A 24400-nucleotide genomic window follows, 5' to 3' on the forward strand; every position below is an offset into this window, starting at 1 on the left:
TCGCTCACAACGGACCCCTTGTGTGCGCCATTGCCTGGTTCTGCATCTTTTGGCTATGGCTGCTGGCCTGATCGACGAATGCTTTGAAGAGCAGCTCCCGGTCCTCGGCGTTTCCGTTGGAGTCCTCCGGGTGCCACTGGACACCCACGACCCAGGTGTTGTCCTTATGCTCAGTTCCCTCGATGATGCCGTCATCCGCCACTGCGGCGACCCGGAGACTGGGACCGACGTGTTCGACGGCCTGGTGGTGACCCGAGCGGACAGTGATGCGCTCTCTGCCCAGAATGCTGTGGAGGCGGCTTCCGGGCAGGATAGTGACCGGCTCGTCTAGGAACATGCTCTCTCCCTTGCCGCCGCGGTGCAGCTCGTAGGGGTCCAGATCAGGGATGAGTGTCCCGCCGCTGGTGAGATTCAGGAGCTGGGAACCGCGGCAAATGGCCAGAAGGGGGGCATCACGGGCCAGCGTCTGGTCGATCAGTTCCATGCAGTATTCGTCTGCGCGGCGTTCCACTCCGTAGAGGTTCGGCACCGGCGCGCTGACCCCATACAGGCTGGGATCAACATCCCCTCCGCCGAGGAACAGCACACCGCCGGCGCCAGCGATGTGTTTGGGGTCTGGCAAGTTGGTGGCGCTGCTGTCCACCAGGACAGCCCTGGCTCCCGCTTTGAGCAGGGTCTCCAGAGCAGTCCTGGTGAAACGCTTCACTAACTGAGATACCTCGACGGTCATGTCAGGGAAGTCCAACGAAACCACCACCGCGATGATCGGCGCGTCCCCCGGGAGCTCGGCAAAGCCGTCAGGGGTAACATCAGCGGGTGTAATGGGAGCTAGGGGCCTGACGCCGCCGTCTCGGTTGGTCATGAGTGAATGTCTGCTTTCTTTTCTGCTACACGTGGTTCAGCCTTGCCCAGTTTCCTTGTCCTGGCTTCACGCACGACCCAGTCGAATAGTGCTTGATCGGAGGCCAAGGTCGCCGCGTTGTCTTCCGGGTGCCACTGGATAGCGATGATCGGGGCGCTGTCGTGCTCGATTGCCTCGACCACCCCATCGTCCGCACGGCCAACGATCTTGAGGCCGTACCCCAGTTTCGCCACTCCCTGATGGTGATAAGACGAGACCTTGGGCGTGAGTGTGCCAATTGCTGCTGCGGTTCTGGAGCCTTCCGAGATGTCCACGGTGTGGAGACTGTTGACATGGTCGATCGTCTCCGTATCCAGGTGCTGAGTGAGGGTCCCTTCGCACGCGACGTTCAGCAGTTGGAGGCCTCTGCAGATAGCGAGCGTCGGAATTTCCAGTTCGATGCAGTCCCGGATTACCGCGATTTCGGCAGCGTCCTGCCCTCCGTAGTGGGCTACGAGGGTAGTGTCAGCGGGCACCTCTCCGTAGAGTTCCGGCGACACATCTGCTCCGCCCGGCAGGACCACACCGTCGAGCAAAGTGTAGCGGGAGCAATCGTTGTGGTCTTCGCTTGGGAAAAGAATCACCGGTTCCCCGCCAGCGCGCAGAATCGACCTCAGGACTTCAACCGCCACTGCAATGCCATCGAATCGGAGGCCTTGGACCGAACCGGACCACATGCCGGGCACGCCAATCAGCGGCCGTGCCTGGTCGTTGGGCTCATGTTTGCGATCAGCCGCTGCAGCGTTGGTTTGCGGCGTTGTCATCACCACTCCTTTTGAGGTTGGTTTAACGGGAAGGCCAGATCGGGCATCCATTTCGTCCAGATGGCTTCAAGCCGCCCGTCGGCGATGACTGTCTCCAGTGCGTTATTCAATTGCTGAAGGAGTTCGGAGTTGCCTTTGGCTACTCCGACGGCCCACCGGTTCGCGGTCGGTTCCGTGAAAGCGATGGCGAAGACCGGGTCTGCTCCGAGCGGCACGGTAACGACGTCATCGTCCACGACGGCGTCGACAGTTCCTGTCCGCAGGGCGTCCAGCATGTCAGTGAAGACGTCATCACTGGCACCGAAGGGGACGGGAATGATGCCCGGAAAGGTTTCAGCCAACGCCATGTTCGTGCTGTTGGCGATGGCAGCAACGCGGTAGCCTTCGAGATCTTGGGGTTTCCGCGCGGGATCGTCTTGGCGGACGAGCACGGTCTCATTGAAGATCGCATACGGAACGGTGAAATCGACCTGGGCCTGCCGGTCCGCAGTGATGCCTTGGCCGCACCAGACGGCATCGGCTGCACCCGCTTGGACTTTCGGGATCATCTCGGTCCATGACGTGATGAGCCAGTCCACCTCACGGCCGAGCTCGCTCGCTACAAGGGTTGCAGCCTCTGGCTCGTAACCGGTGCGGCGGACGCCGTCGGGGCTGGCATTGAACAGCGGAGGGGCCTCGGAGTCGATGCAGGCCAGCGTCAGTCGGGCGCTCACGGCAGGGTCTCCCAGTACATGGCGCGGTCCCAGTCGGTGACGGCCCCGCAGTAGCGTGCCCACTCGTCATTCTTGAGCGCGGTGTAAATGTCTCCGAGTTGTTCGGGGAGTGCATTCAGGATGTAAGGATCGGCACTGAGCGAATCGATGGCATCGCCCAGAGTCAGCGGCAGCGGCTTGAACTTAGGTTCTGCCGAACCACGGACTTGGTCATCGAGGGGCTTGCCCGGGTCGGTCTGCTTGTTGATGCCGTCTTCTATGGCAGCGATCAACAGGGTGTGGGACAGGTACGGGTTGACGCTCGCGTCCGGCAGGCGGTACTCCATCCGCCCGTTAGAGGAGATGCGCACCATACACGCCCTGCTGTCCAGGCCCCAGTTCACTGCACTGGGCGCGAATTGTCCGGCGTCCCAGAACCTCTTGTAGGAGTTGACGGTGGAGGCCATGACCGACATGGATCCCGCGGCGTGCTCGAGCATTCCGCCTACCGCGTAGCGGCCGATGTCGCTGAGGTGAAGTTCAACCCGTCCCTCGTCAATCAGGAGGTTGGTGTCATCCTTCCAGAGGCTGATGTTGTGGTGGCAGCCATTGCCCATGGACCCGGTGTAAGGCTTGGGCATAAAGCTGGCGTGAACGCCGAGTTCACGGGCAACCTGCTTGCAGATCTGGCGGTAGGTAACGAGGCGGTCCGCTGTCAGTTCGACACGGTCATACATCCAGTTCAGCTCGAGCTGGCCGTCGTCCTCGTAGTCACCCTCGATCATGTCGAGTCCAAGGGCCTTTGAGTACGTCACAAGCTTCTTGTAGACCTCGCGCATGCGCTCGAGGTTTTCCACCTGGTAGGCAGGGCTGGAGCCTGGCTTCTTGATGACTTCCATGCCCGGACCGGTCCAAGTCATTTCCGGTTCGCAACCGGAGCGGACTTCCATGCCCGTGCGCTCGGTGAATGCCGCGTGAGCGCGCTTCAGGAGGCTGCGCGAATCCGTTGCCAGGGGGCGGCCACCCACTTCATTGAGGTGGGGAGGCTCGTATGCGCTGCAGAAAACACGGGCGACGCTGGTGTCCCACGGCAGGGGAGCGAAAGTTTCGGGGTCGGGAAGCCCGACAAATTCCTTCGCTTCGATACCGCCGCCAATGAGGTTGCCAAACCTGTCGGTCTGAAGGTCAGCAAGAGCGGTGCGGTGGAATGCGATGCCCTTTTCAAGGTTTCGTTTGAAGTGGTTGGCAGGCACCATCTTGGCGATGACGCGTGAGCCGATGGTGGGGAGCATGTAGTAGATATACTCAGCGCCCGCCTCATTGATTTTGCGCTGCATGTCCTCGATAACAGCGGCGCTGAGGTTCTTTTCCTGATGTGCGGCGAAGGCGTTGCGGTCGCTGACTATGTCAAGGACGGGGCGTTCGGAAAGGGTAGTCATGATGATCTCGGTCCTTGGGTCAGATGGCTTGAAGCTGAGTGTCTTGCTGCGGCTGGTCTGAATGCCGTTTGTCCACGAGCTGCCTATAGTGCAGCTGCCGGTCCGCCGGCAAGCCCACGCTTACTACTGCGACGAGAGCTTCGTCCTGGTAATACCCCATGACGACCCCGTCATGTGGGGTCTTTGCTGAGCCTTCCAGTTCCACGATCCTGGTGGCCAGATTGGGGCTTCCCACGCCCTGGATCTTGAGGTCGAACTGGTTGCTCCAGAAGCTGGGTAGGGGAATTGCCGGCTCTGGAAGTGCCGTGTTGTTCAGCTCTGCAATGAGAGCCTTGGCAGCGATTTTCGCGGTATCGCCCGGGATGGACCAGTGCTCGATCCGTCGGGCACCGGAACCGTTCCGCAGATCCGGGAATCGAGCGACATCGCCAACCGCCACGGCGTATTTTGTTCCAACAACACGCAGGTGTTCGTCGCAAAGCACGCCATTGCTGATGTCAATGTCGTTGCCCTCGAGCCACTCGATGTTGGGAATCGAGCCGACTGACTCGATGATTACATCGGCTCTGATCTCGGTGCCGTCCGAAAGCGTGATGCCGTTGCAGCTGGAGTCGCTTTCGGAGTCGGCCTGGTCGGAAAGAAGGCCTGCAACTTTGGCTTGTCCGTAGTAAGTCACGCCTTGTTGGACCAGATAATCCCGGATGCCGGCGCTAAGCTCTTCACCCAGTGCCCGCTGCATTGGGCCGCTGGTGCCCTCAATGAGGGTGACAGTGCAACCGAGCTTGGTTGCAGTTGCCGCTGTTTCACAGCCGATGAAACCAGCGCCGATGACGGCTACCTTGGTGCCCGGGCGGAGTTCCTGGTGCAGTTCAACTGCATCTTCGAGTGTCCGCAGGACATGGCGTCCGCGCAGCGGCCCAGTCAGTGGCAGCCTGCGGGGCCGAAGACCGGTGGCTATGACGAGTCCGTCGTAAGCCATGGTTTCGCCCGTGTCTAGGGTTAGGGTGTTTTCGGCCAGGTTCGCGCCGATAACCTCCGTGCCTAACTGCCATTGAACGTCAGAGACGGAAGACCGGTGGCGGAACTTCACCGAGTCAAAGGCCTCGGCGGTTGTCCCGGGCTTCTCGAGGAGCTCCTTTGACAGGGGCGGTCGGTTGTAGGGCAGGTGCGTCTCAGTGCCGATGACCGTGATGGTTTCGGTCCAGCCCGCGGCCCGGAGCTGTTCTGCAGCGCGGAGTCCGCCCATCGAGCCACCGACGATGACGATTCGGCGGGTCATGGCTGGTCTTGGATGAAGATTGCCTGGACAGGGCAGGCGTCCATGGCGTCTTCAACATCGGCGAGCAACGAATCGTTAACGTTCTCCTCGTATTCAAGGATGCCTTCGGAGTTCATTCGGAAGACGTCGGGTGCGGCGATGGCGCACTGGCCGTGGTTTTCGCAGAGCTGACGGTCAACAAAGATTTTCATGGTCATTCCTGTTCGTGTGGGTCCGTTGGGGACGGGTCCGGCTATTCGCCTTTGGTGAAGCTGATCGGCAGCCGGGTCGGGCCCGTGTTGCCGGAGTCCGGCATCCATTCGTCCGCGCCGTTGATTTGGGGGTTGCGGAGTCGCCGTGCCAAGAGCGGGAGAGCTTCGCTCATGTCTGATCGTGCGACGAAGTGACCGAGGCAATGGTGGACGCCGCCACCGAAGCCGTGGTGGGGTGCGTGCTCGCCCAGGAGATTCATTTCCGGTTCGGGGAAAGCTTTGGGGTCGGTGCCGGCGCTTTGTGTGAAGAGGTGGACGGTTGTGCCCTTGAGGACGTCCAGCCCTTCGTAGCTGAAGTCCTCAACTGCCTCGCGGGTCACCCACGTAACCGTGGGGTTAATCCGCATGACTTCTTCAAGGGCCTTGGATCCAAGCTCGGGGCGTTCTGCCAGAAGCTGCCACTGGTCCGGATTGCGCATGAAGGACTGCATCGCGAGTCCGAGCTGGTTGCGGGTGGTGTCCATGCCCCCGAAGATCAGCAGGACGAGAGCGTTCCGGAGTTCGGCGTCGCTAAGGCTGTCCCCGTCCCGGCTTGCGAGCACCAGACGGCTGACAAAGTCTTCTCCCGGGTTCGCCTGGCGGTCCTTGATGAGGTCCTCGGCATACTCGTACAGCTCGGTCAGAGCCTCTTCGACCTTGTGGAGATCCTGCTTGAGGGTTACTCCCAGGGCCAGGCCGATGGTAGATGCGAGGCGGGCGATGGTCGGCCATTCGGATTCCGGGATTCCGAGCATGATGGTCAGCACCCGGGTGGCGTAGGGCTCGGCAAAGTCACTGACGAATTCGCATTCGCCCTTGTTGATGAAGGCGTCGACAAGTTCGTTGGCCAGGGCCTGGAACCTGGGAACCAGTGACTTAAGCAACCGGGGTGAGAAGGCGGGATTCAAGAGGCGGCGGATGCGGTGGTGGTCTTCGCCTTCAAGCACCAGGAGGTTTTTGGTCCACCAGTCGTAGAACAGGCCGCTGTGGACTCCGTGGTGCTCGGGCCACTGGGCGCTGCCCTGCTTCAGCCGCGGGTCCTTGAGGAGCTTGGTGACTTCCTCATATCGAAGGACAGCGATGCCGTAGTTTGTGCGTGCGTACCAGCTTTGGTCCCGGGCGTTCCGAAGTGCCTCGGACTGCATCGCGAAGGTGGGATCGGAAATATCCAGGTACGGGGCTTCAGCAATAGGTGTAGTCATGATGGTTCTCTCACAGGTAGTTTTCAACGTTGCTGGACGGGGCGTTTTCTGCCACTGAGCGGCTACTCCCGCTGGCCGGGATGGCGTCCGCTGCGGGGGCATCGCTGTGGGTGTAGGGCTTCTTGACGAGGAGGTAGATCAGGCCTACTCCGACGACGACCACGGCGGAGAGCAGGACGAGGTAGTTCACGAACCAGGGGCCGTCGGGGGTTCGAGGCCAGACCATGTTGGTGATGCCCAATACGCCCCAGGTCAGGGCCGCGATATTCACCGGCACGCCCCACTTACCGAGCTGGAATGCTCCTGACGGCTTCCAGCCTTTGAGGCGTGCGCGCAACGCGGCGAGGACGACCAACTGGAAGCCCAGGTAGATTCCCAGCGCGGCGAAAGAGACAATCACGACCAAAGCGTCAGGAGAGACAACGGATCCGAGAATGATCAAAACCGGGACGATGCACGCCAGCAGCAGTGAGTACGGCGGAACGTGACGCTTTTCCTGGAACCGGGCAAGGAGGTGGCTGGCGGGGAGCATGCGGTCACGGGCCATGGAGTAACTCAACCGGCTCGCTGCTGCCTGAAGGCTCATGACGCAGGAGAGGAAGGAGATGAGAACGATGGCAAGGACGACCTTGTAACCGATTTCGCCGAAGGCGCCCGCGAGGACTGTGCCGACCGGGTCGGTATTCTCACCGGAGATGACGGCGTTGAAGTCAGGTACGGCAAGGATGAGGGACAGGCAGACGAAGGTGGCGGCGAAGCCTCCGATGTAAATTGTCATGCGCATCGCTTTGGGGATTCGGATGCCTGGGTTGGGAACTTCTTCGGCGACGTCGCCGCAGGCTTCAAACCCGTAGTACTGGTAGATGCCGATGAGGGCTGCTGCTGCGAAGGCGATGAAGTAATTGCTGCCGTCTCCGCCGGCGCCAAAGGAGTTGAAGAGGACACTCAGATCATGCTGGCGTGCGGCGACGAGGAGCCAGATGCCTACAACGAGCGCCCCGCCCAGTTCGGCAAAGAGGCCGAGCATCGCTACTTTACTGAGCAGTTTGGTCCCACCCAGGTTGATCGCAGTTGCCGCCAGGATGAGTGCGATGGCGCAAATGATGGTTGAAGTCGTCGTTGACTCCATGCCGGCCAGAGCATCAAGGAAAGTTCCTGCACCGTAGGCCACGCCCGCGATGGTGGTGAGAAGGGCGATGAGGTAGACCCAGCCCGTCATCCAGCCCCATTTGGCCCCCCACAGACGCCTTGCCCAAGGGTAGACCCCTCCAGCTACGGGGTAGTTGGAAACGATCTCGCCGAATACCAGAGCAACGAACAACTGGCCCACCCCGACGATCAGGAATGACCAGATCATGGGGGGCCCTCCCAGGCCAAGGGATGAGGCGAAGAGTGTGTAGACGCCTACGACTGGTGAGAGGTAGGTGAAACCGAGAGAGACGTTCCCCCAGAACGACATTTCGCGCTTGAACTGTTTTTCGTACGTGTAACCCAACCGGGCGAGTTGCTCGGCGTCTTCGTCTGTTGGAGAGTGGTCCGCACTCTTGGCATTGGTGGACATGGGGACTCCTTTGGACGGCTGCGTCGCCGTCTATCGCTGAAAGGAAAGAAATCTGCTTGGGGGATGGGATTAGCTCATTGTGATCCGCGTCACGGATAACTCTAGTTTTAGATGTTTTAAATCGCAAGAGATTACGTGGATGAATTTTTAGTAGTGTTCGACCGGAAGGGCTGGACGGATCGGTCCTGGGGTTGACATCACTAGTCTGGACGGGAAGTTGTCTACCTTTGGTTCCATCGTGTTACCAATGTGTAAAACATTTGATTTCAGATTGTTGAGAATGGCCACTCTTGAGTCTTCTTCCGCCGCCTTGCCCGAAGATCTGTATGGCGTTCCGGGTCTGGTAAGCAGAGTTGACTTGCAATGCCACTGGCAGGTGGCCGTCTGGTGCCGCCGGCTGCGGGTCTCAGTCGGTTTCCGGGCCAGTGCAGTAATGGCAACCATCTTCGCAGCCGTCCTGTGAGTCGAGGTTGTCGCGCATCTGAAATACAGCCTTCGCCAGACCTTTGAAAAGGTCTGCAGAATCCGACGCAGTGATCCGATGGCGGGCAGCATTGCCGGTAGCAAGCGCCTGCCGCTCAAGACTGTATGAAGGTGCGGGCCTGGTTGCTTTCATCTTGAGGGGACCGGCGGCAGGCCTGTTCCAGAGCGCGGTGCTTGCCGGAGCAAGGAGTGGGCGGGATACCCTTCGGCCGGGCACTGTGGCAAGACCCGAAGGGGCGTAGGCCTCTGCGGGTCGCCGGTCCGCTAGCCCACGTTCCCTACCCTGAGCTTGCCGATGAAGAATGCTTTTCATCAAGATTCCTTTTGAGTTTGACGATCAGGGGGATCGTCATGGATGAGGGGGTCGGGGCCGTCGGGGCCGTCGGGGCCGGATATTGAGCCGCTAAGCTGCTGCATTCCCGCTGACGGTGAACCCTGTCAGCTACCTGCCGGCGTAGGGATCCGCAATTCCGATGTACTGGGTGGTGGTGTACTCGGCGATGCCCTCGGAGCCGCCTTCACGGCCAAGTCCTGACTGCTTTACGCCGCCGAAGGGTGCGGCCGCGTTGGAGATGATACCGGCGTTGAAGCCGACCATCCCAAACTCAATTTGCTCGGCTACACGCAGCAGTCTGTTGACGTCCCGGCTGTATACATAGGAGGCCAGGCCATATTCGCTGGCGTTGGCCAAGTGGATGGCGTCTTCCTCGGTGGAGAACGTGGTGACGGGAGCGACGGGTCCGAAGATTTCCTGGCGGAGGATCTCTGCGTTGTTGGGAACGTTGCCCAGCACCGTCGGCCGGTAGAAGTAGCCGGCGCCGGCTACTGGCGACCCCCCGGTAACGGCGGTCGCTCCTGCGTCGATGGCGGCAGTTACGAGAGCGTGGACATCGTCACGGGCGCCGGCGTCAATCAGAGGACCCACTTGGGTGGCGGGGTCGGTGCCGCGGCCGATGGCTAGGGCGCCCATGGCCGCGGCGAACTTGGCGGTGAATTCTTGGGCTACGGACTCGTGGACGAGGAAGCGGTTGGCGGCGGTGCACGCTTCGCCCATGTTCCGCATTTTCGCGGCCATGGCGCCTTCCACGGCTTTGTCCAGGTCTGCGTCTTCAAACACGATGAAGGGTGCGTTGCCGCCGAGTTCCGTCGAGGTGCGCAGCACGTCTGCGCTGCGTCAGCTATTAGCCGTTTGCCCACGGGGGTGGAACCAGTGAATGAGACCTTGCGCAGCCGCGTGTCTTTCATAAGCGGTCCGGAGATGCTCGAGGCGCTGGAGGAGGACACCACGTTCAGGACACCGGCGGGAAGGCCAGCCTCGATCATGGTCTGAGCAAAAAGCTGGGAGGTCAGCGGGGTCAGCTTGGCGGGTTTGAGGACCATGGTGCATCCTGCGGCGATGGCGGGGGCGACTTTGCGGGTGGCCATCGCGAGTGGAAAATTCCAGGGCGTAATGAGCAGGCAGGGGCCAACTGGTTTGTGCTGGACCAGGATCTTGTTCTTGCCTTCGGGGGTGCTGAGGTAGCGGCCATAATCCCGGACCGCCTCTTCCGAGAACCAACGCAGGAACTCGGCGCCGTAGGTGACCTCGCCGCGGGATTCGGCCAGCGGCTTGCCCATCTCCAGGGTCATCAGTAGTGCGAAGTCCTCGGCCCGCTCCGTCACCAGGTCAAAGGCCCGGCGCAGGATTTCCGCGCGTTCCCGAGGCGCGCTGCGCGCCCAGGATGCTTGGACGGCGGCTGCCGCGTCGAGCGCGCCGATGGCGTCCTCGCTTGTGGCCGAGGCCAAGGTGGAGAGCACTTCTCCCGTGGCTGGGTCGTGAACATCGAACGTGCCGCCGTCGGACGCGTCCCGCCACTGACCCCCGATCAACAAACCGGTAGGGACAGAGGCGAGGAGATCGGCCTAACGCTCGCGTGAGAGACGGTCGGATCAACGAGGGCAGTAGTCATGAGACTCCTAAAGAAGCGTGAGTGACGGCGATAACCCGCCCTTAGGGTGGTGGGCTATTGCCGTCCTTGATTAATCAGATGAAGGGACATCTTCCAGCTCAGTCAGACAGTACGGTCCCTGATAAAGGCAGCGACCTGGTCTACTGTTTGTTCTCCACGGGGAATACGTCCCGATGAGGTGAACAGCCCGTGGGCGTACCCGGGAAGGTGCTGGTAAAGGACTTCGGTGCCTGCCCGGGCTAGTGCGGCAGCGTAGTTTGCGCCTTCATCAACCAGCGGATCGTTGTCCACAGTGATCACATACGTCGGAGGCAGTCCTGCAGGGAGCTGAGCCATGACGGGGCTGATATCCGGTGCAGAGCGGTCGACGTTCTCTGGCAGATAGTGGTCCGCAAACCAAGCAATGGTGTCCGCAACCAGGGGGAACCCATCGGTGACTCGTTGGTAGGACGGCGAGGACATGGTCAGGTCCACCATGGGGTACATGAGGACCTGACCAACTATGGGCAGGGGCTCTGTCGTTGCGGCGTTCTCGTTGGCCAGGACTGCGGCCAGCTGCCCCCCAGCGCTGTCGCCGACGAGCACAGCCTCTGTCACATCCAAGCCATGCTCGTTGCCGGCTTCAAATAGCCACCGCATCGCGCTGCGGCTGTCGTCGATCGCGGCCGGGTAGGGGTACTCCGGGGCAAGCCTGTAGTCCACTGCTATGACGGGCAGGCTGGCGCGGGAGGCTAATCGACGGCACAACCCGTCATGAGTTGAGAGGCTACCCATAACCCATCCCCCGCCGTGGAAAAACAGAACGGCGGGGGTGGGGCCTCCGGTGTTGCGGGGGTCATAGACCCGAACATTGAAGACCGCCACGTTGTAATCAATGACCGACGGCAGCGGGTCACCGCTCAGCCCGTTTGCAGCGCAGCTGCTCTCGTAGAGCTCGCGCACTTGCTTGACAGGATAGGAGTGAAATGGACGGCCGCCGGACGCCCGGAATCGCTGCAGAACTTCTGCTGCGTCCGGTGATACGGGCCTCCCGCTAAACCGGTCGGTTTTTGTCACTTTGCGGGTCCGGAGTTGGCCAGTTGCAGGTAGTCGTCAAGCTGGAGGTCGTGGGTGTGGGCTCGATATTCTTCGACGGTTCCGGACCAGTTGTTGATGACGCGGCCGTCCTCGTTCTTGTACCAGGAGGAGCATTCTGAAGAGAACGCGGACTTCTGGAGTTCTTCCTGGACGTGTGCATTGAACTTCTCCACTACCGCCCGGTCTACTTCCAGGATTCGTGATTCGTCGGCCGCGATGTACTTGACAGCCTGGGCGATGTAACGGTGCTGGGCCTCCAACATCGAAACGACGGAGTTGTGGTTGAGGTTGGTGTTGGGGCCGTAAACCAGGAATAGGTTGGGGAAGTTGTCGACGGTAATGCCCAGGTAGGCTTCCGGAGCGTTGCCCCACCGCTCGTGAAGGTCGATTCCGTCGCGTCCTGAGACGCTCATTGATCCCATGAAAGCGTGGCTCTTAAACCCGGTGGCGTAGATGATGACGTCAAATTCATGCTCGATGCCGTCGGCGGTGCGGAGTCCACGGGGAGTGAATTCCGTGATTGCCTCTGTCACCAGTTCTACGTTCTCGCGGTTCAGCGCAGGGTAAAAGTCGTCGCTCCGCAGGATGCGCTTGCAACCGAAGTCGTAGTCGGGCGTGAGTTTGGTCCGCAGTTCAGGGTCGGAGACCTGGGTCTCGAGGTGCTGGCGGGCCAGTTCGACCCCTTCTTCGGAAGCTGCCGTATGGCGCCGGGTACGTTCGAATCCGGCTTCACGGAACTCGTGGATTTCCTGACGCAACTGGCGGTAGGTATCCGGGTTTTCTTGGAATCGGGCGCTCTCTTCCTCGGTGAAGATGTACTGGTCCCGGGGAAGGATGTAGTTTGCTGAGCGTTGGAAGACGGTCAGGTTGGATGCGATCTTGGCAACCTCGGGTACGTACTGAACGGCGGTTGCAGCGGAGCCGATGGAAGCGACGCGTTTGCCGGTCAGGTCGAGGTCATGCCGCCACTTGGAGGAGTGGAAGGCCACGCCTTCGAAGGTTTCAGTGCCGGGGGAGTTGGGGATGTTCGGTTCGTTCAGCTGGCCCCAGGCGGCCACCACTGAACGCGTCAGGAACTCCGAGCCATCGGCCGTGTGCACGGTCCAAAGACGACGGCTTTGGTCCCATTCAGTCGCGGTGATGTTCTGGCCGAAGTGGATGTGCTTGCCGAGCCCGAATTCCTCAACCATGGAGCGCAGGTAGCCCTGCAGTTCCTCCTGGCCGGCAAACATCCGGCTTACCTTGAGGTTCAGGAAGTAGCTGTAGCAGTAGACCGGGGCCTGCGTATCACATGCGGCACCGGGATAGGTATTTTCGCGCCAAACGCCTCCCACATCGTTGCCGCGCTCGAGGATCAGGAAGTCCTCGATGCCTTCCTGGGCGAACTGGGCTCCCTGGCCCAGGCCGCCGAAGCCGGCGCCGATGATGATTGTGCTGTAGATGTGGTCACTTGTGGAGGTCATGGTGTTCTCTCTTCGAGCTGGAATATGGGTGGTCAGGAAAAGGTGATGAGCTGGCGCAGCGCGTGGCCGCCATCGAGCGTGTCCATGGCGCGGTTGATTTCTTCGAGCGGGATAGTGTCTGAGACGAGTCCTTCAACGGCCAGTTGGCCGGATCGCCAAAGCTGTTCGTAGATCGGAATGTCGTGTTCCGGGATTGCGGAGCCGAGGTAGCTGCCCACGATCGACCGGGCCTCCGCTGTCAGGGTTAGAGGGTCGATGGAGACGGACTGGCCCGGCGCCGGCAATCCCACGGTGACAGTGATGCCGCCGGGTTTTGTCAATGTGATAGCAGCTTCCAAAGCACGCGGGTGTCCTGCGGCTTCGATGACGGCGTCAAACTTTTCACCGCGTTCCAGGGCATCAGCAGAGGTCATGGCGTCCGCTGCACCAAGCTTCCGGGCAGCTTCCAGTTTGGCTGGCAAGGTATCGACACCGACAACATGTTCAACCCCGGTAGCGATGGCCGTAATGAGCGCCGCCATGCCTACTCCGCCGAGACCGACGATGGCTACCCGGGTGGAAGGTGCCGGCTTCGCGACATTGAGGATTGCTCCTCCGCCGGTGAGAAGGGCGCATCCGAGCAAAGCGGCGATGTGTGCAGGGACGTCGGACCCGACCGGGACAACGGAACGGCGGGAGACCACGGCATGGGTGGCGAAAGCCGAGACCCCAAGGTGGTGTTGGACCGGTGTACCTTCACGGGAGAGTCTGCGGTTCCCGCCCAGCAGCGTTCCTGCAGTATTCGAAGCGCTGCCCTGCTCGCACGGCGTTTTGCCATTGGAGTTGCATCCGGAGCATTCACCGCAACGGGGGAGGAAGGTCATGACGACGCGCTGGCCCAAGGAGATGTCGTTTACGTCCTCGCCAAGTTCTTCAACGATGCCTGCCGCCTCGTGTCCGAGCAGCATTGGCACTGGTCGTGGCCGGTTTCCGTTGACGACGGAAAGGTCCGAGTGGCATATGCCGGCCGCCTCGATGCGGACCAGGATTTCGCCCTTGCCAGGGCCTTCGAGTTCGAGGTTCTCGACATGGATGGGACGGGTGTCCGCGTAGGGGCGCTCTGCCCCGATGGCCTCAAGTACGGCCCCGCGGATGGTCCTGGTGCCGGTGGCTGGCCTCGCGGTTGACTTCGTATCTTCGATCGTCACGATGGTCCTCTCAGTGGTGCAGTAAAACTGTGCAGGGAAGTCGTTTCGGAAGGGACCGCGTGGGGCTATTAGCACCATGTGTGCTGCCTCGTGTGCTCATGGTTCCTCCTACGACGGTGTGCACATTCCCGAGGAGGGGTCCTTCCTCCGACGATGGACTGTCCATTGAGATTAGGCAGCCGGGCGGGCTGCGTCACGATGCAGAAAGTCGAGATATGCGCTTTTCTTTGTACGAAGCGTCAAAGGGCGCGGGGCGCAGTTGTGTAGCCGCCTTTTGGGGACCGGCGCATGTGGCGCGGGATAGGACAACTTTTCATGGGCAGTTTAGTCCACTGGTCGTTTTTTCCGGCCAGTGGGGCTTGCGCTGCGGTTTAGTCGTTTCGGGTTGCTTGGGGACGCCCTCTGAGGGCGAGCCAGAGCTGGGCGGCTACGTCGGGGTCATCGAGGTCGACCGCCAACAGTTCCTTTGCTTGGGCAATTCGATAACGGACCGAGTTCCGGTGGACTCCCAGTTCTCGACCGGCCGCCTCGAATTGTCCGCGGTGGGCTAGGTAGGAGCGAACCGTTTCAAGTAACTGTCCGGGGTGGGCAGCCAATTCGTCCAGCCATTCATCTGTCGGCAGGTCGAGGCCGTGACCAACGCGTATGAGCTGACCGGCGGGCGCCAAGGCGGCTACCTCGGCCACTTGGGCTCCGATTTCGTGAAGCCTCCTTAGGGGCATCGGACCGCCCCATGCACCGCGCACACCTTTCGGCAACGTCGGATAGGGGTTCGATGCTGCCTGAAGCACAAAGAGGACACCGAAACGTTGGAGTACCAGCCCGGACAGGGCGTGCTGGGTGGCCACCTGTTCGTTGTCTGGCAGGACGGCGACGAAAGCTGTTTCGGGCAGCGGGTCGGAACCCATCTGCTGTGCAAGGAGCCGGGCTGCATCGTCATGGCCTTCCAGGACCAGGGCTGCGAGCATTCCCTCAGCGCGTCGACGCTCCGCCGCGGCGTTGCGCTGTCCGGCTGCTCTAGCCGCCAGGAGCGTGGATGCGGTGAGGAACAAATGCCGCTCGGCAGCAGCCAGTTGCCCACTTCTGCCCAAGGCCAGGTAGCCAGAAGCTGTTGGACCGTCAGATACCGGGTAGAGGGACGCCACACCGGATGCCAGTTGAATGTTGCCGGTGGCTCCTCGGCGCGCATTTCGCAGCATGGCGGATTCCCGCGTGAGTTCACTCAGCAGGCCCGGCGGAAGTTCAGCACCATTGGCTGCCGAGGACGGGGCCCCGTCGCCTTCAGGAAGGTAAGCAACCCAGGTCCCCAGAGCTCTGGACAGTTCCCGAACGATCTCCGGTTCAGCGTCATCCTGCGCGGCGGCCCGAGTCAAAGCAACCTGAAGCCCTAGCAGAGCGGTGAGTTCGGCTTCGCCGCCCTGCCTGACAAGCTCCCAGTAGGCGCGCGATACCGCCAGGAACGGGGACTCGCGGGGAATGGTCAGAAGAGGGAGGCCGGCCTCCACGCAAGCTGCCCGCAGCTCGTCCGGCACCATGGCATGTCCTGAGCCCAGGCCGAGACCCAAAGCGGCCACGCCGCCGTCGACCAGACGTTGCACATACTTGTTCGCGGACTCTTGGCGCGCGTCTCTATCGAGGTCAGTGAGCTGCAGCCCGACAGTGAGGAGGAGCTCGCCACCGTAGAGGAACATCGTGGGATCCTCCAGCTCCGAGACATGCACGCCGGTCAGTTCAACGCGGGGGAGCGGGACGGGCCAATAGGGCGCCAGGTCGCGCTTTGCAGCCTCCACAAGCCTTGCGAGGGTGATCATGGCTAAATCATAGCGACCCCGTTTTGTACGTTGAGACGGATCCCTCATTTTTTCTGGACAGAATGTACAACGACACGTGCCCGGACTGTCCCTATCGTGGATTTCACCACACGAGGAGGACCTATGACTGCCACATCAGCACTCGCCGCAAACCATTCCAAAGATCCGGCCGCCGTCAGGGCCGCAGCACGCCGCCTACTCACCGAACTTCCAGGCCCACGTTCCCGCGAGCTTGAGGCCGAGCGCCGTCAGCACGTCACCGACGCATTTGGTGTCACTTTGCCGGTGTTCATCGATCACGCGCACGACGCGCTGCTCGTAGACGTTGACGGAAACCATCTTATTGATTTCGCCTCAGGCATTGCCGTGACCAGCGTTGGCGCTGCGAACCCAAAGGTGGCCAAACGGGCCGCTGCCCAGCTTGAGCGCTTCACCCACACCTGCTTCATGGTGACTGAATACGAGTCCTTCGTTGAAGTCTGCCGGTGGCTCAACGAACACACCCCAGGGGACTTCGAGAAGCGGACCGCGCTGTTCACCACCGGCGCGGAGGCGGTAGAAAACGCTATTAAGGTCGCCCGTGCCGCCACCCGCCGCGCCAATATTCTCGTTTTTGACGAGGCTTACCACGGCCGAACACAGCTAACGATGGCGATGACGGCCAAGGAGAACCCGTATCGGCTGAACTTCGGACCTCTGCCGGGCTCAGTTTTCCGGGCGCCGACGGCGCCCGCGCACACCTCTCCGGATGGACCGGCGAAGGCACTCGAAAAGATCGAGGCCATTTTGGCAGAACACGGCGCGGAAACGTTTGCCGCTATGGTAATTGAGCCGATTCAAGGCGAGGGTGGCTTCATTGTTCAGGCCCCCGGGTTCCTGAAAGGCATCCGTGAAATCGCGACCCGACACGGCATTGTGCTGGTCATTGATGAGATTCAGGCAGGCATGGGCCGAACCGGCACGCTGTTCGCTTCAGAGCACGAAGGTATTGCCGGTGACATCACACTATCTGCGAAAGCTCTTGGTGGCGGGTTGCCTCTTTCGGCGGCTACTGGCCGCGCCGAACTCATGAACGCCGTCCATACCGGTGGTCTCGGCGGGACCTACGCAGGCAACCCCGTAGCCTGCGAAGCCGCTCTGGCTGTCTTCGAACTCCTCGAAGACGGCAAGCTCCTGAAGAACGCCACTTTTGTCGAAAACGCAGTCAGGCGCCGCCTGGAGCCGCTCGTAGAACTTGACGGTGTTGCAGACGTTCGCGGCAGGGGTGCCATGATGGCAATCGAATTCCGCGACGCCTCAGGGCCCCGTGGAGACCTCGCTGTCACGGCCGCGAAGGCAGCCAACGCTCATGGTGTCCTGACTCTTACCTGCGGGACCAACGGAAACATCATCCGGCTGCTGCCTCCGCTCGGGATCGAAGCGGACGTCCTCGACGAGGGACTTGCAGTGTTGGAGGCATCCATTCGGTCGGTATTGTCATGATTTTCCGGGGAAGGTGGACCCTGGGGGGTCAGCTATGAGCTCCGGCGCACCATTGGAGGGGATCGTCGTCGCCGATTTCTCCCGCGTGCTCGCCGGTCCGCTCGCGACCATGACCCTGGCCGACCTCGGCGCACGGGTCATCAAGGTCGAGCGCCCCGGAACCGGAGATGACACCCGCCAGTGGGCACCACCTTCCTCAAAGACAGGTGCGACGTACTTCGAGAGCGTCAACCGAAATAAGGAATCCATCACCCTTGACCTGACCGACCCCGAGGACCTCGAGCTTGCCCGGGAACTGGCACGCCGCGCCGACGTCTTGGTGGAGAACTTCAAACCAGGAGGACTCGCCAAACTAGGCCTCGGATATGAGTCACTAGGCGAGGAGAACCCCGGTCTGGTGTACGCATCAATTTCGGGTTTTGGTTCGGAAGGAGGTCGTGATCTGCCCGGATACGACTTCATAGTGCAGGCTGTCGGCGGACTGATGAGCATTACCGGTGACCCGCGGGGCGACGCCTACAAAGTTGGCGTCGCCCTGGTCGATGTACTGACAGCGAAAGACGCCACGATTGGCATCCTCGCGGCCCTTTCCGAGCGTAGTTCCACGGGCCGAGGCAGGCGGATCGAGGTCAATCTTCTATCGAGCCTCCAGGGCGCCCTTGCCAACCAGGGCCAGGCGTACCTCGGCGCCGGTATCACTCCTGCGCGACTGGGCAATGACCACCCTTCCATCGTCCCTTATCAACTTCTTGCCACCGGTGATGACCCGCTCGCCGTTGCCGTTGGTAACGACTCGCAGTTCGCCAAGCTCTGCAACGCCATCGGCAATCCAGAGCTTTCCGCTGATCCCCGGTTTATCACCAACTCTGCACGGGTCAGGCATCGGCGGGAACTTGTCACGCTGTTGGAAGCCGGACTCACAGACGCTGGATCGAAGGAATGGCAGAACCGGCTGGTTTCTGTGGGAGTACCGGCCGGCCGCGTGGCCGGCATAGGTGAAGGCATCTCATACGCCGAATCCTTGGGTCTGGAGCCGACCATTCCCGTCCATGACGCCGACGGGAACGTTACCGGCCGCCAGATCCGCCATCCAATCACCTGGACGCCGGCACTGCCGCCTCGGACCCAAGCTCCACCCGCCCTCGGTGAGCACACCGCAGACGTCGTGGACTGGCTACGGCAACACCACCAAAACAAGACGTCTACCCATGCCTCTCAAAATGCCACCCAGTCAGAAGTCGTTTATGCCAGGAGGGACCACATCATGACTCTCGCCCCTAGTTCCGCCGACGTCGAGGCCGCTACCGCGCTCGAGCCCTCGGACCTGATCTCCTTCGATACCCTCCTCACAGACGAGGAAATCGCCCTGCGCGACCGCGTCCGCAATTATGTTCGCGAGGAAATCAAACCCAACATCGCCACCTGGTATGAAGAGGCCCGGTTCCCGCTGGAAATCGTCCCTGATCTCGCTAAACTCGGCCTTCTCGGAATGCACTTGAAAGGCTACGGCTGCGCCGGTAAAAGCGCTGTGGACTACGGGTTGGCAGCTGCCGAACTCGAGGCCGGAGATTCAGGCATCCGCACATTCGTTTCAGTCCAAGGCTCTCTGGCCATGTCGGCAATCTCGAAGCACGGTTCCGATGAACAGAAAGAGGAATGGCTACCCCAAATGGCCGCTGGCACCGCCATCGGATGCTTTGGCCTCACGGAACCCACTGCGGGTTCAGACCCCTCTGCCATGGCCACTTTTGCCCGCCGGGACGGCGCCGACTGGATATTGACCGGCTCCAAGCGGTGGATCGGACTAGCCAACATATCCCAGGTGGCAGTTATATGGGCCCAGACAGACACCGGCGTGCGCGGATTCGTCGTACCAACCCAGACTCGTGGCTTTACCGCCACCCCAATTCAGCCGAAGCTATCAATGCGCGCTTCTGTCCAATGTGACATCACTCTGGATGACGTGCGTCTGACTGCCGACGCGGTCCTGCCGAACGTCATTGGCCTCCGAGGCCCTTTTACCTGCCTGAATGAGGCACGCTACGGCATTGCCTGGGGCACCATGGGCGCCGCGCGCGACGCCTTCGAAGATGCCTTGGACTACTCCAAGAAGCGGCTCCAGTTCGAACGGCCCCTCGCCGGCTACCAGTTGACCCAGCAGAAACTCGTGAACATGGCGCTGGAGATCAACAAAGGGTTCCTTCTCGCATTGCAGCTCGGACGGCTAAAAGACGCCGGCAAGCTGCAGAACCATCAGATCAGCGTAGGCAAGCTCAACAACTGCCGGGAAGCTATCGAAATCTGCCGCGAAGCACGCACAATCCTGGGCGGCAACGGGATAACCCTCCAACACTCGCCCCTTCGCCACGCGAACAACCTCGAGTCCGTTCGTACGTACGAAGGCACTGACGAGGTCCACACCCTCATCCTCGGCCAGAAGCTGACAGGTATTGGAGCCTTTCGGTGAGTGCCGCCGTTGCCGGGCCCTGATCGACGGAGCCTGAGAACATATGATCCCGTCCTCGGCGGACAAAGTTACCGACGCCGGGGCGGCCTCCTCGAAGAACGCCGCGTGTGGCGGGGCTCAACCGGGACTCGAGCCGCACACACCCCCGCTGACGGGACCCTGCCCCGCCCTGAGACGTGGAACGCCCTTCCTTATCGCGTCAGCCCTTGGGCTTCATCGGGGACGTCACTCCATTCATTTCAAACGTCTGCAGACGGCTATCGCCGCTTCTGGGGAGAATGATGTAGTCGTTCTACATGGGTTAGATCCTGGGCAGTGGCGCGCCAGGTGATTCTGGGGCGTCCAATGCGCGGGGCTGATGTATTAATCATGGCGTCCGAGCGTGGCCAGGCCGCCGGAACATCAACTATGACCGCAATCGCCAGCAGTCCTTGCCGCGATCAAACAGCCCTGGTGTTACTGCAGCCAGCGGGGGCCAGATCCAGCGACGTCCTCTGCTGCAATTTTGCCTGCCTTCTCACTATGTCGAGACGAACCAACAAAAGGCTTTTGCATTGGACGAAGAGGCTAATCGAGATACCGCAGTATTTGCTAGTTTGGAAGGATCGTAGCATCAGGGAACCGCCCCTGGCTCGGCACACCTGTGACCTCGAAACAGAAGAGTTATTGCCCATGAGGAAGGGAAGGAACCGATCAAGCCAGTTCCTTCCCTTCAAGTGATGTCAGATTAAACCTTTGCTCTCTCGTGTGTTCCATTGGCCAGGAGCAAGCCATCAAAGCCAGTTGGTGCCGTGAGGTCTTTGTACAGTTCTGGGCGGCGCTGCTCGAGGAGGGGAAACTGCCGGCGGGTGTTATCGATGAGTTCAAGATCTAACGTTGCTGACAGGACACCTTGACGGTCCGAAGCTGTAGCGATGACTAGGCCCCATGGGTCGACGACCATGGATCGGCCGACAAACATCGTACCACTGGCTGGCTCCTGACCGAATTGCCCTGATGCAATTACGAAGACCTGATTCTCTACGGCGCGGGCGCGTAGCAGGAATTCCCAGTGGTCCGAGCGAGGTGCGAGGAAGGCTGAACAGTTGATTAATATCCTCGCCCCGTTCAGGGCCAGCACCCGATAGGGCTCTGGAAAGCGGAGGTCAGCGCAAATGGTCACTCCTAGCTTTCCGAAGGGAGTGTCGAACGTGGGTAGTCGTGAGCCAGCTGTTACCTTGTCGGATTCGTTAGACGGATTCGTGATGTCGGTTCTATTTCCTGCGTCAAAGAGATGCGTTTTCTCGTACGTTCCGACGGGCCCATCTGGCCCTGTGAGTACCGCTGCGTTGGTTGTCTTGCCGTCGCGTATGCGATAAGTCGAGCCGACGATGTAGCAGTTGTACTCCTCTGCTATTTCCTGAAGTTGTGCATCGACGGCGTCGTTCCGTTGCAAGATGTCCTCTGGTGTCCTGTGCGGACCTAGCCCAAGTCCCGTCCACAACTCAGGCAGCACGATGACATCTGCCCGATTCATCGCCGCCTGACGGGTAAGCCGGATGCCAGTGGCGATGGTTCCTTCCGGGTCCAGGTCAGACGAGGTGGTTTGAATAATGGCGACGTTAAGAGAGGTCATTTGGTATCCGCTTCCGTATAGGTGTCCAGCGTGCTCGCGTTCCGTGGCAGCAGGACGAGCGTCAGCGCAACGACCGCGGCGAGGGAGGAAGTATAGATGGCTGGTGCTAGCAAGTTTCCGGTGGCTGCTACGAGCCACGTCGCTACAAGTGGTGCAGTCCCGCCGAAGACGATGTAAGCCAGGTTGTAGCCTAATGCTGAACCACTGAACCGGACGGAAGCGGGAAAACGTTCAAGGTATGCGATGCCGACGGGGCCAAAGAATATTCCTAGGGCAAGCGCGAGAAGTGACTGGCCCATTACGGCACCGCCCAAAGTGCCGACGCCGGCAAGCATATAGGCAGGGATAGCAGCGACCGCGGAGAAGACGGCCCCAATTATGAGTACTTTATTCCGCCCCAACCTGTCTGACCAGGCTCCCGCAAGAGGAGTGGCCACCGCAGCGATCAGCAACGCGATGGAGTTGGAGAGGAGGGCTTCGTTGCCGGATAGTTTTACCGATGTTGTTAGGTAGCTGACGAAATAGCCTGTGAGCGTGTAAAACCCCAGTCCTGCCAAGGCCGCCACTACAAAGGTGAATAGCAGCGCTTTCCGGTGATACTTGAGAACGGATACGGCAGGTGCGGACTGGATGGAGTCCTTGACTGCTATTTCTTGGAATTCCGGTGACTCGTCGACCTGCCGTCGAATGTAAAGCCCAAAGAAGCTGATCAGTCCGCCGATTAGAAATGGGACGCGCCAACCCCACTCGCCGTAGGCTGCCATTCCCATGGTGTTTGTCAGACCGAGGATCAGAAGCGCTGCAAAGATAGCTGGAAGGTTTGCGAACGTATAGCTCAGGCCTACGAAAAAGCCGCGTCGTTCACGGGGCGCATGTTCGGCAACGAGCGCGTTCGAGCCCATGGCCTCGGCGCCAGCTGAGAGTCCCTGGACCAGTCGGCACACCACCAGGAGAATGGGTGCGGCGATGCCGATTGCCGCATACGTAGGAAGTAGACCGATGGTTACGGTCGCGAGTCCCATGATCAGAATGACCGCAGATAGAACATTGCGGCGTCCGCGTTTGTCTCCATGGTGGCCAAACAGGATCCCTCCCACTGGTCGCATCACAAAGCCCACCGCATAAACGGCAAAAGCGGAGAGAAGACCAGCTACGGGGTCATCTGAGGGGAAAAAGAGTTTGGCCAGCACTACGGCTGAGTAGGCGTAAATTACAAAGTCGTACCATTCGACGAACTGACCTACCGCCGCCGATGCAACCACCCGGCGTAAGCCCCCCACTTGCGCACGAGTAGTCGTCTGAATCTTGCTGCTTGAAGTAGCCATTTTGCCTCCAGTTGTCGTTTCAACGCCATCGTCAAAACGTTTTGATGAGCATAGGCCGACACGATGAAGGCGTCAAGGGGGTAAAGTTGTCGGCCCCCTACGGCACAATTGGAGAGTGCCTCAGAAAATCGGACGACAGCCAACCATCAAGGATGTAGCAGCGGTTGCTGGCGTCTCAATCAGCACGGTGTCGCACGTATACAGCCGTGCCCGGCCTATCTCACCGGAGACCGCGGCGCGGGTAACGGCAGCAGCGGACGAGCTTGGATACATTCCGAATCCTTCTGCCGCTTCACTGCGTGGCGGGCAGGTCGGAATTCTTGGACTTGTGCTGCGGCCACGGAATGCAATTCATGGGTCCCTGAGCGGCACCGAGACGTTCACGCGATTCTCTGGCGCCGCGGCCGCAGCCACCCTGGCCACAGGACGAGGTCTCCTTCACGTCCCGAACGTTCTTGCTAGCAGAGCCCGACGCGTGGCTATGGACGGCTGCATCGTCATGGGTCCCTACGAAGGCGACGAAGTGGTCATCGCCTTGGAGAAGAGACATGTCCCGGTCGTGTGCGCCGATATAGACCCGGCAAACCCAGACGACCCATGGGCTGTCCGCGTCGACTACGGCCCTGCCACCGAGAGTCTACTTTCAGCTGCCCTGGCACTCGGCGCACGACGTGTCGCACTAATCGCCGGTAGTGAAGCCAACAACTGGACGCGATCCACGAAAACCCTTATTCAGCAGTGGTGCACAGAAGCTGGGGTTAGTCTCAGTGCGCACAACCTTTATGAAGGTGAGGGCTCCGTCGGAGCGGCGGGACTGGCTTATGAATTATTGACTTCTTCCGAGGCGCCTGACACGATCATCGTCTCATCCACGAGATTCGCGAGTGGCGTACTTGCAGCCGCCAAAAGACTTGACCTGACGATTCCCGAAGACCTCCGCATTTGCGCACTGACTGATAGTGCACTGACAAGGGAGGCATCGCCACCCATCACATCCCTGGATCTGCTTCTTGAAGATCAGGCCAAGGCCTGTGTGGACCTACTTATCCATAGGCTCTCAGGCTCTGCCCCAACTGCGCGGCCGGTAGTTGTGACGCCGTCGGTCCGGTGGAGAAGTTCATTAGCGCAGATCGAGAACTGATTCAGAAACTTGGGAGTCTTGGGCACCTTGTCATTTGACGGCGGGGTGCAGCATATAGGGAAGTAGGGGGCCGCCTAGGGCTGAGTCGGTCTTGATCGGCTGAGACCACCATCCGCCCAGATGCCGTTGCCCAGTCTTTGCTGGCGGGATCGCAAACGCCCTTGGAACACAGGACATGGCGATGCATAGGAGGATAGCTGGTGACCATAGCAAAGTGCAGTCCTTGGCAAAGGCATGTCGAGCCGCATGTATTGGCGGCGCAAGGATCCTCGGCCCACCAGTCGATGCCCTTGAGGGTAGTGAGGATGGGTTCTGAGCGTTGCGGGCTGCTT

17 protein-coding genes and 2 pseudogenes are annotated in these 24400 nt (G+C 60.5%); 4 read left to right on the plus strand and 15 right to left on the minus strand.

Annotation, left to right across the window (positions count from 1 at the left end; genetic code table 11):
* Window positions 1-4: 4 nt before the first annotated feature.
* From IEY62_RS09650 to IEY62_RS09710, 13 genes and pseudogenes are all read right to left on the minus strand, one after another.
* Window positions 5-862 (minus strand): gamma-glutamyl-gamma-aminobutyrate hydrolase family protein, encoded by an 858-nt coding sequence (locus IEY62_RS09650; protein WP_189016657.1) that lies wholly within the window; start codon window positions 860-862, stop codon window positions 5-7.
* Window positions 859-1665 carry a gamma-glutamyl-gamma-aminobutyrate hydrolase family protein gene (locus IEY62_RS09655; protein ID WP_189016660.1) on the minus strand — a complete coding sequence of 269 codons (807 nt, stop codon included), beginning with the start codon at window positions 1663-1665 and terminating at the stop codon, window positions 859-861. The genes IEY62_RS09650 and IEY62_RS09655 overlap by 4 nt, the downstream gene beginning before the upstream one ends.
* Window positions 1665-2378 carry a substrate-binding periplasmic protein gene (locus tag IEY62_RS09660; RefSeq protein WP_189016663.1) on the minus strand — a complete coding sequence of 238 codons (714 nt, stop codon included), beginning with the start codon at window positions 2376-2378 and terminating at the stop codon, window positions 1665-1667. Before IEY62_RS09660 ends, IEY62_RS09655 begins: the two co-directional genes overlap by 1 nt.
* Window positions 2375-3796: a glutamine synthetase family protein gene (locus tag IEY62_RS09665; protein WP_189016666.1), complete on the minus strand. Its 1422-nt coding sequence runs from the start codon at window positions 3794-3796 to the stop codon at window positions 2375-2377. The genes IEY62_RS09660 and IEY62_RS09665 overlap by 4 nt, the downstream gene beginning before the upstream one ends.
* A gap of 19 nt (window positions 3797-3815) precedes the next feature.
* Window positions 3816-5075: an NAD(P)/FAD-dependent oxidoreductase gene (locus IEY62_RS09670; protein ID WP_189016670.1), complete on the minus strand. Its 1260-nt coding sequence runs from the start codon at window positions 5073-5075 to the stop codon at window positions 3816-3818.
* Window positions 5072-5266, minus strand: coding sequence for a ferredoxin (locus tag IEY62_RS09675; protein ID WP_189016673.1), 195 nt, complete (start codon window positions 5264-5266; stop codon window positions 5072-5074). The genes IEY62_RS09670 and IEY62_RS09675 overlap by 4 nt, the downstream gene beginning before the upstream one ends.
* Before the next feature lie 41 nt (window positions 5267-5307).
* Window positions 5308-6507 (minus strand): cytochrome P450, encoded by a 1200-nt coding sequence (locus IEY62_RS09680; RefSeq protein WP_189016676.1) that lies wholly within the window; start codon window positions 6505-6507, stop codon window positions 5308-5310.
* A gap of 10 nt (window positions 6508-6517) precedes the next feature.
* Entirely contained in the window at window positions 6518-8068 is a 1551-nt protein-coding gene (locus IEY62_RS09685; protein WP_189016679.1) for an APC family permease, read from the minus strand.
* Window positions 8069-8993: 925 nt separating this feature from the next.
* Window positions 8994-10423 (minus strand): annotated as a pseudogene (locus IEY62_RS09690) (NAD-dependent succinate-semialdehyde dehydrogenase).
* A gap of 179 nt (window positions 10424-10602) precedes the next feature.
* Window positions 10603-11442 (minus strand): alpha/beta hydrolase, encoded by an 840-nt coding sequence (locus tag IEY62_RS09695; protein WP_229785172.1) that lies wholly within the window; start codon window positions 11440-11442, stop codon window positions 10603-10605.
* Between the two features lie 110 nt (window positions 11443-11552).
* Window positions 11553-13040, minus strand: a complete 1488-nt coding sequence (locus tag IEY62_RS09700; protein WP_189016685.1) for a flavin-containing monooxygenase — start codon at window positions 13038-13040, stop codon at window positions 11553-11555.
* Between the two features lie 32 nt (window positions 13041-13072).
* Window positions 13073-14227 carry an alcohol dehydrogenase catalytic domain-containing protein gene (locus IEY62_RS09705; protein ID WP_229785173.1) on the minus strand — a complete coding sequence of 385 codons (1155 nt, stop codon included), beginning with the start codon at window positions 14225-14227 and terminating at the stop codon, window positions 13073-13075.
* 371 nt (window positions 14228-14598) lie between these two features.
* Window positions 14599-16038, minus strand: coding sequence for a PucR family transcriptional regulator (locus IEY62_RS09710; RefSeq protein WP_189016691.1), 1440 nt, complete (start codon window positions 16036-16038; stop codon window positions 14599-14601).
* 123 nt (window positions 16039-16161) lie between these two features.
* On the opposite strand from IEY62_RS09710, the gene IEY62_RS09715 reads away from it, so the two are divergent.
* The 3 genes and pseudogenes from IEY62_RS09715 (at window position 16162) to IEY62_RS09725 (ending at window position 19987) form a co-directional block, all read left to right on the plus strand.
* Entirely contained in the window at window positions 16162-17520 is a 1359-nt protein-coding gene (locus IEY62_RS09715) for an aminotransferase class III-fold pyridoxal phosphate-dependent enzyme (RefSeq protein ID WP_189016694.1), read from the plus strand.
* A gap of 34 nt (window positions 17521-17554) precedes the next feature.
* Window positions 17555-18703: pseudogene (locus IEY62_RS09720) on the plus strand (CaiB/BaiF CoA transferase family protein); the annotation flags it as partial.
* 81 nt (window positions 18704-18784) lie between these two features.
* Window positions 18785-19987, plus strand: coding sequence for an acyl-CoA dehydrogenase family protein (locus IEY62_RS09725; protein ID WP_189017275.1), 1203 nt, complete (start codon window positions 18785-18787; stop codon window positions 19985-19987).
* A 727-nt stretch (window positions 19988-20714) separates the two neighbouring features.
* On the opposite strand, the gene IEY62_RS09730 is transcribed toward IEY62_RS09725, so the two are convergent.
* The gene (locus tag IEY62_RS09730; RefSeq protein WP_189016696.1) at window positions 20715-21602 is read right to left on the minus strand and encodes a carbon-nitrogen hydrolase family protein; all 888 of its coding nucleotides are present in this window, start codon (window positions 21600-21602) and stop codon (window positions 20715-20717) included.
* Window positions 21599-22927 carry an MFS transporter gene (locus tag IEY62_RS09735; protein WP_189016700.1) on the minus strand — a complete coding sequence of 443 codons (1329 nt, stop codon included), beginning with the start codon at window positions 22925-22927 and terminating at the stop codon, window positions 21599-21601. The genes IEY62_RS09730 and IEY62_RS09735 overlap by 4 nt, the downstream gene beginning before the upstream one ends.
* Before the next feature lie 115 nt (window positions 22928-23042).
* Here IEY62_RS09735 and IEY62_RS21920 point away from each other — a divergent pair, with 115 nt between their 5' ends.
* A complete protein-coding gene (locus IEY62_RS21920) occupies window positions 23043-24068 on the plus strand; it encodes a LacI family DNA-binding transcriptional regulator (protein ID WP_189016703.1) in 1026 nt (341 codons plus the stop codon).
* Window positions 24069-24400 lie beyond the last annotated feature (332 nt).

Origin of the sequence: Paenarthrobacter histidinolovorans, from assembly GCF_014647595.1 — a bacterium.
GTDB classification, from domain to species: domain Bacteria; phylum Actinomycetota; class Actinomycetes; order Actinomycetales; family Micrococcaceae; genus Arthrobacter; species Arthrobacter histidinolovorans.